12 protein-coding genes are annotated in these 10,886 nt (G+C 43.6%); 6 read left to right on the top strand and 6 right to left on the bottom strand.

All coding sequences use genetic code 11. From position 1 onward, the window contains the following. Nucleotides 1–72: 72 nt before the first annotated feature. Nucleotides 73–3,090, bottom strand: coding sequence for an nSTAND1 domain-containing NTPase (locus tag QUA13_RS15530; RefSeq protein ID WP_333199834.1), 3,018 nt, complete (start codon nucleotides 3,088–3,090; stop codon nucleotides 73–75). A gap of 147 nt (nucleotides 3,091–3,237) precedes the next feature. Between QUA13_RS15530 and QUA13_RS15525 the strand changes: the two genes are divergently transcribed. Then, nucleotides 3,238–3,594 carry a CU044_2847 family protein gene (locus QUA13_RS15525; RefSeq protein WP_333199832.1) on the top strand — a complete coding sequence of 119 codons (357 nt, stop codon included), beginning with the start codon at nucleotides 3,238–3,240 and terminating at the stop codon, nucleotides 3,592–3,594. Nucleotides 3,595–3,783: 189 nt separating this feature from the next. On the opposite strand, the gene QUA13_RS15520 is transcribed toward QUA13_RS15525, so the two are convergent. From QUA13_RS15520 to QUA13_RS15500, 5 genes are all read right to left on the bottom strand, one after another. Then, entirely contained in the window at nucleotides 3,784–4,863 is a 1,080-nt protein-coding gene (locus QUA13_RS15520) for a hypothetical protein (RefSeq protein ID WP_333199831.1), read from the bottom strand. 76 nt (nucleotides 4,864–4,939) lie between these two features. Next, entirely contained in the window at nucleotides 4,940–5,917 is a 978-nt protein-coding gene (locus tag QUA13_RS15515; protein ID WP_333199829.1) for a hypothetical protein, read from the bottom strand. Nucleotides 5,918–5,972: 55 nt separating this feature from the next. Beyond that, nucleotides 5,973–6,341: a hypothetical protein gene (locus QUA13_RS15510; protein ID WP_172189322.1), complete on the bottom strand. Its 369-nt coding sequence runs from the start codon at nucleotides 6,339–6,341 to the stop codon at nucleotides 5,973–5,975. A 59-nt stretch (nucleotides 6,342–6,400) separates the two neighbouring features. After that, on the bottom strand, nucleotides 6,401–7,102 hold the full coding sequence (locus QUA13_RS15505; RefSeq protein ID WP_333199827.1) for a hypothetical protein: 702 nt from the start codon (nucleotides 7,100–7,102) through the stop codon (nucleotides 6,401–6,403). A 95-nt stretch (nucleotides 7,103–7,197) separates the two neighbouring features. Then, complete coding sequence (locus tag QUA13_RS15500) at nucleotides 7,198–7,464, bottom strand: hypothetical protein (protein WP_006634886.1); 267 nt, start codon at nucleotides 7,462–7,464, stop codon at nucleotides 7,198–7,200. Nucleotides 7,465–7,717: 253 nt separating this feature from the next. Between QUA13_RS15500 and QUA13_RS15495 the strand changes: the two genes are divergently transcribed. The 5 genes from QUA13_RS15495 (at nucleotide 7,718) to QUA13_RS15475 (ending at nucleotide 10,679) form a co-directional block, all read left to right on the top strand. After that, nucleotides 7,718–8,041 carry a helix-turn-helix domain-containing protein gene (locus tag QUA13_RS15495; protein ID WP_172189318.1) on the top strand — a complete coding sequence of 108 codons (324 nt, stop codon included), beginning with the start codon at nucleotides 7,718–7,720 and terminating at the stop codon, nucleotides 8,039–8,041. A gap of 15 nt (nucleotides 8,042–8,056) precedes the next feature. Next, on the top strand, nucleotides 8,057–8,746 hold the full coding sequence (locus QUA13_RS15490) for an ImmA/IrrE family metallo-endopeptidase (RefSeq protein WP_333199825.1): 690 nt from the start codon (nucleotides 8,057–8,059) through the stop codon (nucleotides 8,744–8,746). Nucleotides 8,747–8,831: 85 nt separating this feature from the next. Continuing rightward, complete coding sequence (locus tag QUA13_RS15485; protein ID WP_333199823.1) at nucleotides 8,832–9,302, top strand: hypothetical protein; 471 nt, start codon at nucleotides 8,832–8,834, stop codon at nucleotides 9,300–9,302. A gap of 41 nt (nucleotides 9,303–9,343) precedes the next feature. Further along, entirely contained in the window at nucleotides 9,344–9,793 is a 450-nt protein-coding gene (locus QUA13_RS15480; protein ID WP_333199821.1) for a nucleic acid-binding protein, read from the top strand. 43 nt (nucleotides 9,794–9,836) lie between these two features. After that, nucleotides 9,837–10,679: a YheC/YheD family protein gene (locus QUA13_RS15475; protein WP_333199819.1), complete on the top strand. Its 843-nt coding sequence runs from the start codon at nucleotides 9,837–9,839 to the stop codon at nucleotides 10,677–10,679. Nucleotides 10,680–10,886 lie beyond the last annotated feature (207 nt).

Raw genomic sequence — 10,886 nt, 5'->3', positions numbered from 1 at the left:
CTAATTTACAACTCTAAATGCCTACTTTTCTTTGAATTCAGTTTTATTCTCTCGATCCTTTCCTTCAGGGCACTACCGCTTTATGGTCTTATCACCACTACCAGAAACAAGAAGTTGACCGTTAGGACTAAACTTTACGCTGTAAACTACGTCTTTATGTCCACTGAATATTTTAGGTGTATTGCTGGTATTTTTCCACTGCCATAGTCTAATAGTTCTATCGGTACTAGCGGAAGCAATAGTTTGACCATCTGGGCTAAAGCTAAGATGAGAAATCTCTCCTTGATGTCCCTTCAGCGTCGTGAATAAAGTTCCTTCTTTACGCCAAATTTTTATGGTTTTATCAGCACTTCCAGAAGCAATGTACTGGCCATCAGGACTAAAACTTACAGTCCAGACTTTATCATTATGATCTTTAAGAATCTTCCCTTGAGTACCATCTGTTTTCCAAAGCCTTACTGTTTTATCCGGCCCACTAGAAGCAATCAGGTTGTCTTTAGCATTTGGGCTAAAGCTGACACTGCTTACACTCAGTCTATGCCCTTGTAAACGATTACGCTCTCGTACTTTAGAGACTAAGGTTTGAATTCTTACTAAGTCATTATGATCTTCTATTCCTATAGCTTTTATTTGCTTAAGAGCTTCCAGACTTGCTACCATTGCTTCAAGTTGGTTGTGGCTATCTAATAGTTGTTCAGCTTTACCTATTAAAGTTCCTACAGCGAGCGCCTCCCGTTGTTTTTTCTGACTTGCAAGCACATTAGTCAGTAGTCCCAAGCCAAGAGTAAATGTTAAAAGGATACCAGAAGCGATCGCCCATTTCGTTCTTTGCTTTTGAACTCTTACTCTAGCTTCTGCCTCTCTCGCTCTTGCCGCTTCTGCATTCACTTTGTCTTCTGCCGCGATCGCTCTTTCCATCTGAGCTATAGTTTTAGCTCTTTCCTCTTCAGCTTTTTCTGCTTCAGCTTTAGCTTTGGCTTCGGCAAGCTCTCGCAGTTGGCGTTCTTGGTCAAGTTGCTCTTGAATTTGCAGATCGCGCCTACCCACACTCTTCTGCAAAAACTCCCTCTCATCCCCAGTCAAATTCCGCTGCACCCTCTTCTCCCACTCCTCAACCTCCGCCAATCGCGCACCCGTCAACAGCGCATCATCTGACTTACCATAAGTTTCTTCCCACTCCCGACAAGCTATCTCTAAGCGCCGACTAATCCGAATATTCTCCTGATCCTCTTCAATCCAATTACTCAGTAACTTCCACCGGCACAACAGAGCTTCGTGAGCCACTTCCACCGTGTTTTCATCCACAATAATTAAACGCTGCTGCGCCCCAGCCAACAACCCAATTACCTGCTCTAACTGCTCTGGAGAATCCGCGATCGCCCTTAGTCTATCCCAATCAACCCGCCGGCGCGTTACCTCCTTACCTTCACCCAACTGCACCAATTCCATAAACAGCTTGCGTACAAAAATGCGATCGCCATCACTAAGACTTTGGTAGATCGCATTAGCTCGATTTTCCAAAGCCCCTTGAACACCGCCAATTTCTTCATAGCCCTTTCTCGTCAGTAACGGCTCTGGTAATTCTGGTTTTTCAATACAAACTCGCCACAACTCTTTCAAAGCATATTGTAACAACGGTAATGCTCCCGGTTGACCCGCCACATCCTGAGCAATATGCGATACTAACCCACGCTCAAATTTTACCCCGTGCAGTTCTGCCGGTTTCTCGATCGCCTCTGGCAACTCTTCAATCCCTAGCGACTTGACAATATAAGTCCTAGGCGGAATGCGATTTATCAAATTTAAAACGTCTGAATAATCAGCGCAGCGAATTAAAAAATCTCCACGAATTGCAATAATCATCCGGCTCTTTCGCTCTGCATCATTCATCTCCTTTGCAATCAAGCGGATAAAACTCTGTCGCTCAGATTCATCTTCACAAAGAGTAAATACCTCCTCAAACTGATCGATAAAAATTACAAAAGGCTGATTCTGCTCTCGATACCGAGCTAAAATATCTACCAGTTTTCCCAAGGGGTGCTTCCCAGGAGTAAAAGATTCAACTGACCACTGACTGCTGCCAGGAATTATATCCCGACTTAACTCTGGCAGCAATCTCGCTTTTATTAAAGAAGATTTGCCCGAACCCGAGTAGCCGATAACAGATAGAAAACGGCTATTTGTTAAGTGAGTAATCAGCATCCGAACTGCTTCCTCCCGGCCGCAAAAATACTTCTCTTGTTCAGCTTCAAAAGCATAGAGTCCCAGATAGGGATTTTCGCGATCGAAATTAATTTCAGTAGCCGAAGTCTCTAGTTGGGGATACGTTACCAGAGTAATACAGCGGCCCCAGCCCATACGAATCGCTTCTTGCCCCCACTGAGTGCCCTTAAGTTCATTGCTGATATAATCAAATAGGCGATCGCCGCTGACCTGCCCATTTCTACTAGCATTTTCCGATGCCAAACCCTTCAGCAAAGCTCCTGTAAAAATGGCGTGCGCTTCCCCAGCCAAAGCTTTTACAGTCTCAAAACTCCGGCAAGCCGTAATTAAATAATAATCCTTTTGTGTACTGAAAGCGGTTAAAGTTTGTTGCACTAGCTGACTTTCAAGAAAATATCCACTATGACAGCAGTCCAACAACATTACCAAACTGCTCAAATCCGACTTTTTAATTAGCCGATTGAGGCTTGACAAATCAATCCCGTATTTATAATTGACCACCTGTCTTCCCACCATTTCTACCTGACAGTCGGAAGTAGCCAATGCTCCTTTTTGCTCCCCCAAGTTATCAAAAAAAGTCAGACCGTGACCGGCAAAATAAATCAGTACATCACTTTTCGTACCTTGTTTCAAGAGCAAAGTTTGCAGAGCTTCACATACCTCATCAGCAGAAACACTTTTTTGCTGTGCTACTTCAAAACGTTGGATCTCAGCGTTCCAGCGATGTGGCAGTCGAGTAACAGTATACTTGCCATATTCCTCTAATACCCGTGCAACAACTTCAGCATCAGCAGCCACTTTCGGGAGGGGTTTGAGGTTGGAGCTTTGATATTGAGTAATGCCGATAACAAGCGCGTAACGAGCCATTTAGTTCAACCTAAATTTAAAAATACTGGCTTAGTTGACACGCACCCTGAATTGCTGTTTTAATTCTCTCGTTAGAATAACTCAAGTTTCCGGAAACAAGCTCGATCTTTAAGCAAACTCTACACAAACTTAACAAAAGGTAACATTATGTCAGAATTACAGCGTTTTGCTTTTAAAGAAGATGGTGAAGTGTACGAAGTCACAATTGACGAAGCCGCAACCTCAGAGGACGATAGTCCTTTTGATGAGGTGAGAGACGTGCGAAGCGATGCAATTAATCGGATGCACCAAGCTCGCCTGCTAATTCGCAATTATGCTATGTATGCTGTGACGGCTTTTAAAGATTTCGGTGCGGCTGAGGTTGAAGAGGTAACACTTAAATTTGCCATCAAAATGGGTGGAAAAGCCGGCATCCCCTACATTACGGAAGGTTCAGCAGAAAGCAACTTAGAAGTTGAGGTAAAGTGCAAGTTTCCTAAATCTGCTGCAAGCGAAAAGTCTTAAACCGTTCTTAATGCTTAATCCCAGCTAATTAAGTAAACCCACCTAACAACACAGAATACGCACTTTCTCTTAGTCCGCCGATGCGGACTTCGTTTGTATAGTAGCGGTTTCAACCGCCGAGTGATGTGTTCCTTCAATACCCAGATACCCGACTTCTTCAACAAATCGGGTATCTAAAGCGACTACGGATTACTTATTTTTTTGCTGAGTCTTCGCTTGTTCGATCGCAATTTCCCTCACTGCTTGGAAAGAACTCAAATTCGATGAACCCTCAATCGCCTTCACCGCCAAATCTTGAACCTGTTTCAAAGCAGAATCGAGTTGTTTCGACAAGCTAGCAAGGCGCGCATCTTGATTTTGAATTGTCTGCAACATCCCTTGAATTTGCAGTTCATAATTTTGCTTTTGCCCTTCGATATCTTTAGCAGACAAATCAGCCTTAACTTTAGCTTGGTAATTGCCAATATTGCGACCGTTATCTTTCCCGTTCTTGATATTCGCTTCCAATTCTTTCGGGAAAGCTTCTACCTTAGCTTTCACCTCAGCATAAACTTTTTCCCGTTCCGAAATAGATTTTTCGCGTTCCGCCCACAGTTTTTCCTGTTCTTGCTGAAACTCTTCGATTTCTTGATACAGCCTTTTCTGGCGCTGTTGGTATTCTTCGATGTCCAGATTTCGCTGAAGATTCAAATCATAATTATACAACTCTTCATCACGCTCGCGAGCTTTTTGGTGATTTTCATTGCGTTCTTTAATAGCCAACTTGTGGAGTTCCTGCTCTTTTTCCCAAGCTTGCCGACGTTCCAACAATTCCTGTTCAACAGTTTCGCGCTGTTCGCTGAGTTCGCCAGCAAAAGTTTTGGCGCTTTCTTCGTACTGTTGAATTAAATTGTCCAGCGTATCTTCTGCAACATCTTCTAAACTGTGCAACTCTTGCAGTTGTTGAATTTCCTCGCCCACAGTGCGCCGCAATTCTTCGACTTTAGCAGCTTCCGAAGTTAATTTCTCCGACAACTCGCTGACAGCGCCACCAAAGCTAAATTGCAGTAAGATTAAATTGTCGATTGTGGACTGCATTTTTTGTGGATTTTGAGTTAAAGCCATTGGTTTTTGTGCCTCCACAATAGGTTTTTCTGGGGCTGCTGTTTGCTTTTGGGAAGCGTTTAGCTGTTGGATTTGCGATTCTAGCTGCGCTTTTTCTTGCGCTGCTTCCTTGTACGCTTCTAAAATTTCAGCCTTGGTGCTTTTGTCGCTAACTCTTTTGTTCATGACTTTTCATTCCTTAATAGTTGGGAAAATTTCTGTCATTTTTGCGTAAGATGGGCATTGCACACCCTACTGGGTTTTAAGCTTTGCTGGCAAAAGCTTTCATTGCCAAATCTTGCGCTTGCTTCATCGTGGCTTGCAGTTGCGCGGAAATTTCGGCAATTTGTTCGGTTTGTCGCCCAATTGTCTGCTGTAGAGATTGCACTTTCAATTCATATCCCTGCTTGCTTCCTTCCCATTCTTTATCCACTAAATCTGCCTTGACTTTAGCTTCGCGGGAAACTTCTTGAATTGCTTCTTCTTTGGCTTTGACATAAGCCTGTTTGAGCTCTTCTTCAAATCCGGCGGCTTTTCTTTGATTCTCTTCAAACTCCGCTTGATTGTCGCTGAGGACTTTTTCTCGTTCCACCCAATTTTTTTCTTTTTCGCGGGTAGATTCTTGCAAATGCCGTTCTAGTTTGCGCTTAGTTTCTTCGTATTCGTCGGTTTCGATTTTGCGGGTGCGCTGTAATTCGTATTGGTAATCGGCTGTTTCTTCCTGACGGTCTTTAGTTATGAGTGCAGTTTCTTCTTGAACTGCTGCATCAAATTCTTGCTGTTCTTTTTCCCAAACCTTGCGTTTTTGGGTCGTGTCTTTTTCGATAATTTCGCGCTGGTTGGCGCTGTTTTGTTCGAGCAGAGTCAATTTTTCTCGGTGCTCTTGAGTTAAAATGTGGAGGGCGTCTGCTACAACTCTGATTTGCTGCAACTCTTGCAATTGTTCGGCTTCTATTTCGATCGCGCGTTTTAATTCGTCTAATTTTGAAGATTCCGCCTTCAGTTTTTCGGAAAGTCCGCTGGTGATGCTGCCGAAATCTAATTGCAAGTCTGCTAAGCCTTTGACGATGCTGTCAATTGTGTAGGTGGAAGCGACTTCTAGGACTTGTTTGTTTTTGGCTTTTTCGGCTGACTGTTCTTTGGTTTCGACTTTGGATTCGATCTTTTTTTTGTCGGCTAAAATCTGCAGAAAGTTTTGCAAAATTTGGGCTTTGCTATCTTTGGCAGGTGCTAGTGTCATAATGCTTTTTCTCCTGATTCTAACTTTTCGAGACTTTTGAGTGAGACGTTTTCAGTTATTGTGAGTTGCGGAGTTGGCTGAGAATGGCTTGGTATTTTCTGGCGGCATCTGATTTTTCTTCTGGATTGGCGCTGGCTAGAGTTTTGAGAATTTTCCAGCAGCGATCGCACCGATTTCCTTCCCTGCAATCGCACTCATCAATTATACTCAAAAGTGTACCTTTTAGCAATTGATTTTCGGCTAACAAAGCTCGGTAATTCCGCTGGACTGATTCGGCAACTAAAGTCATGTGTTGGAAGTCTTCGGTGAGACTTTCGATGTCGTTAACTGCGTCTGTCCGAATTTGGTCTAGCAGCTCAAGATTCTCTTTCAAACGGCTTTCTTGCAGGTTTGGTTTGGTTTTCAGGTTGGTTAATTTCTTCATTTCAGTCTGTGGTAACAGTTATGGTAAAGGCGCGATTAAATCGCGCCTTTACAACAAAATTAGAACAAGTCAGCAGTTAATTGGTCTTCGGCTGGCGGTAGCGACATACTGCCGTTGGAATTCAAAGCCATAGCATCGCTTTCACCGCTAGCGTGAGCAGCCATCAAGCAGGCAATTTGCTGCGCCGGCAGGTTATCTAAACACACCATAGCTTTTGTTCCTTCTAAGTCAATCATCCGCGATTGATTGCTAGAATCTGACAAAACTGCTGCGGCTTGGTCGATAACCGCCCAATCTTTTCGCTCGTTCCAAGACCATTTCAAGCTGTAGTAGTTAATCGGTTTTACTACTCCGCTGTCGTCTGGTTTCTGACCGGAATGCTTGACAAATTCGGGAATAAAAATCCCGGTTGCAGGCTCTACGCCGCGAGATTGAACTGATGCTACCAAGCGGTTAAAATCGTTCAAGCTGCGGTTTTTGATGTAGGTCACCATGACAACTCCTTGCGGCAATTCGCCACTTTCTGCGACAAACCACAGTTGACCCCACAGTGTGTGGGAAGTTTGACCGAGGGAACCGAAGAATTTGGAGAATTTGAGGATTGTCATGGAACACTTGGAACCGTAGTCGGTGTCGCCGATCGCCCACTGGCCGCTTTGGCAGTTATTGCGGACGGCGATCGGTATTTCCGGTACTAGCAAAGCATTGCTCGGTTTGGCACCAAATACTGAAAATGTAGGTCTTTCTTGTGTTTTAGTCATGGTTCGTTTTTCCTTATTTATTTATTGCTGCTTTACCGGGAATTGGTAATTGGTAATCCGTTAAATCTCGTACATTGCTCGTGGCCGAACTTCGATTACCTAATCAGATGTGTTGTCGCTTTTGGTTCTGGATAGGTATACTCAAGCATCGCCTCTTGTTGAGCTTTGATAATCCGCAGCGCGGCGAGCAAATGCTCTAACGTTTCTAAGTGCGCTGGGGTGAAGTGGATGCTGAAGCCTTCGCCATCCCGCGCGTAGCCGGGACAAACCAGTGAGGCTGAGCTTTGTTCTTCGTGGGTGGCGATGTATAGCCAGTCATCGTCTTCGAGCTTGTAATGCGTGTCTGTCCAGGTTCTCAGCATTTGCGATCTGCTCCTCCTTATTTGCTGCGTACAAGCGTTTTGACGCCCAGCGCTTCTCACTCCTCTGAATTTAAAGGCGCTATATGTAGCTGTTTCCTGGGATAATTTACCCTTTTGACCCTACCAGGGCGGTTAATTTAGTTGATTAAACCGTCAACTAACCTCATGGTAGCGCGGGTTGATTTTCCCGTCAAGTGTTTTGTTGAACTTTTCATCAAAACAGGCTAGAATGCTTGTCAGGAGGCAAAAAACCGTGGAACAAACATTTGGAAGACTGATCCGTCAAGCTCGCAAGGACAAAGCTTACTCACAACGTGAGCTTGCAGCTATGCTAAGTGTGGACTTTACTTATTTGTCGAAGTTGGAGAACGATCGAGCCGATTATGCGCCAAAAGAGGACGTAATCCGAGCATTAGCGCGGAATCTAGACATAAACGAAGAGGAATTGATTTTCTTGGCGGGGAGACTGCCGCAGCAGTACGAAGCGCTGCTGAAGCAGAATCCGAAGGAAATGCAGGCTCTTTTCCGCCGGATGCAAGAAAATCCAGATTGGCTCAAACAGTCTTTTGAAGCGTAAGAGAGGCCCCTCATAGTGAGTATTTTTAAGCCGTATTGCTTCTATCCCAAAGAAACGATCGAGCGTTTGGCAAATGACATCTTAATGCAGATGCAGAAAACGCAAAATTTTGCTCCGAGATGGCCTTTTGATGCGACAACGGTTGCTGATTTTCTGGATTTGGGGGTAGTTTGGGAGTGCATTGAGCCGGATGAAGAAGGTGCGATCGCCGCGAGGATTTTGCCGCAGCAGCGGTTAATCGAAATCAACGAACAGATTCTCGAAAAACCGCCGGGCTTCATCGAATCGACGATCGCCCACGAAATCGGACACTGGGTGCTACACGTCAATCAAGACGAAGCAGACGGCACTGTCGAACAGTTGGAATTAAACTTGGGCAATGAAGGAAAAACCGCCCTGGATGTCGAGGAACCGTTTGTTTGTCGGGGTGCGAGTGCTGATAATAAGGTTTTGTCGATCGAATGGCAAGCGCAATATTTTGCAAGCTGTTTGTTGATGCCTCGGTGTATTTTGGAGGAAAAAAGACAGGGACGCGATTTAACTAAGTGGTCGCATTTATACAAAATGAGAGATGAATTGGGAGTGAGCATTTCCAATTTGACAAACCGCTTGCAAGAATTCGATTGGATTTACATTCCCAAGGGAACGCGCGAGATTTATGCCGGGAAAGATGCCGCCAACGGACAGCAGCGGTTGTTCGGTTGAGAGGGAACTCGAATTTGAGATTTGAGAATTGCAAGTTCTCGAATCTCAAATTGTTAACATTATTTGTACGCCAGGAGGCAACAAAATGAAAGCCAAACGAGTAGCAGATTTAACAGTTGAAGAATTGAAAGCGATTATTGCGGAAGTAGTAGATCGACGGCTGATTAATTGGCTAAACACCGCGAATCAAAAATCATATACCGTGTTTTCTGCTAGAACGAAGGAAGAACAAACGCAGGGAAATTTAGCAGAAAGAGAGCCGTTGTCGAAGCGGCGAAAAAAAGGAAATGGCGAGGAACGAATAAAGACAATTTCAAGTGAAGTTCTTAAAGCATTATTATATAATGCTCCTATAAAATCATCTGCCTTGCTTCCTCCCAGAACGGAGGAAGAACAAATGCAGATAAAATCATCTGCCGTGCTTCCTGCCAGAACGAAGGAAGAACAAATGCAGAGAAATTCAGCAGCGATAGAGTGGTTGAGAAAATGGCGAGAAGAAGGAGACCCTGAGGAACAAACAGAGACTTTTGAATATTTGCAAAAAGTATTAGATTAAGATCGACTTTCTTCTAACAGGTCGATATTTGGGCAATAAAAATGATAGTTTTATTTGATTCGGGGCCTCTGGGAATATTAACGAATCCCAAGGGGTCGCCTGTGACTTTAGAGTGCCAAAATTGGGTAGAATCTTTGCTATTAAAAGGTTACAGGATGATTTTACCCGAAATAGCAGATTATGAAGTGCGGCGCGAGTTATTGCGGGCAAATAAGCTGGCAGGTATCAGGCGCCTTGATGACTGCAAATCACACTTGCTTGAATACTTGCCGATAACAACGCCAGTAATTCTCAAGGCGGCTCAGTTGTGGGCCGAATCCCGTCAAGCAGGAATCCCGACTGCAGACCCGAAAGAACTTGATGGAGATGTGATTTTAGCGGCTCAAGGTTTGCTGGTTGGTGAAGGTGGAGAAGCGGTTGTTATTGCTACAACAAATGTGAAGCATTTGTCGAGATTTGTGGATGCTCGCGAGTGGCAGAATATTGAGTAATGGTGGATACTAAAGTTAAAATTCACAATTGAAATTGCATTTTATGCTAACCAATATTCAAATCCTGGTGGCAGCTTGTGAGGAATTAAATATCCCTTACGAAATCCTGCATCCTTCCCAAAACTTGATTAGACTGAAACAGGGCGGCGAAGAATATTATTTTGTCAATTACATGACGCCATTTAACAGCGCGTCAGTAGCAGAGATTTTTAAAGACAAAGAATATACCTATCAACTATTAAACGGCAAAATAAATACTCCCAGAACTCTCGGTTTTGTCTCGCCTCACTGCGAGGAGAAGTATAAAAAGTATTTGAGTTTCCCAGATATTGAATCAATAGTTTTAGAAGTAAACAAAAAGTTCGCTTTCCCGGTGATTCTCAAAAGAAATCGCGGTGCTGGTGGCAACAATGTTTTTTTATGTAAAACTAGAGTGCAAATCAAAGAAGCCCTAGAAATTATATTTAACGTCAACAGCAAAGATTATGACTATGTGGCCCTAGCTCAAGAATATATCGAAATTGCCCACGAATATCGGGCTGTATTCTGCAAAGAAAAGCTAGTTTTGCTGTACGATAAAGACAAATCTCAGGCTAAATTTGCGGGAAATTTAAGCCCGCTGCACTGGGAAGGTGCAAAAGCCAAACATATAATTAACCCCACTCTCATGTCTGAGATTGAAGATATTGTTAAACCTGTTTTTGCTGAAATTGCGATTAATTATGCTGGGCTTGATATAGCACTCGATAAAAAGGGAGCATATTGGTTGATTGAAATTAACTCAAGTCCCAATTACGATATTTTTGTCAGAGATAACGATCGCCAAATTGTGGTAACAATGTTTAAATGCCTCCTGGAGAGCTTGATTGTTAACAAAAAGCCGTAAATACTCGATTTGAGAAATGCGCTACAATTAACTAAATTCTAATTTTAAAAAGAATCAAAGCAATGACAGCAGAAGAGTTAGAATTATAGGGAATTTGGGAAGGATTTCTCGCCCAATCGGCAAAATTTGCCGATCGCCGAGTTCGCATTATTGTTCTTGCTGATGAGGAACCGCTGAAGTCAGCCGAAGAGTGTTTTCGTCAAGGAT

This window comes from Microcoleus sp. S28C3 (genome assembly GCF_036700785.1).
Classification (GTDB): Bacteria; Cyanobacteriota; Cyanobacteriia; order Cyanobacteriales; family Microcoleaceae; genus Microcoleus; species Microcoleus asticus.
This window is presented reverse-complemented; position numbering and strand designations above follow the sequence as displayed.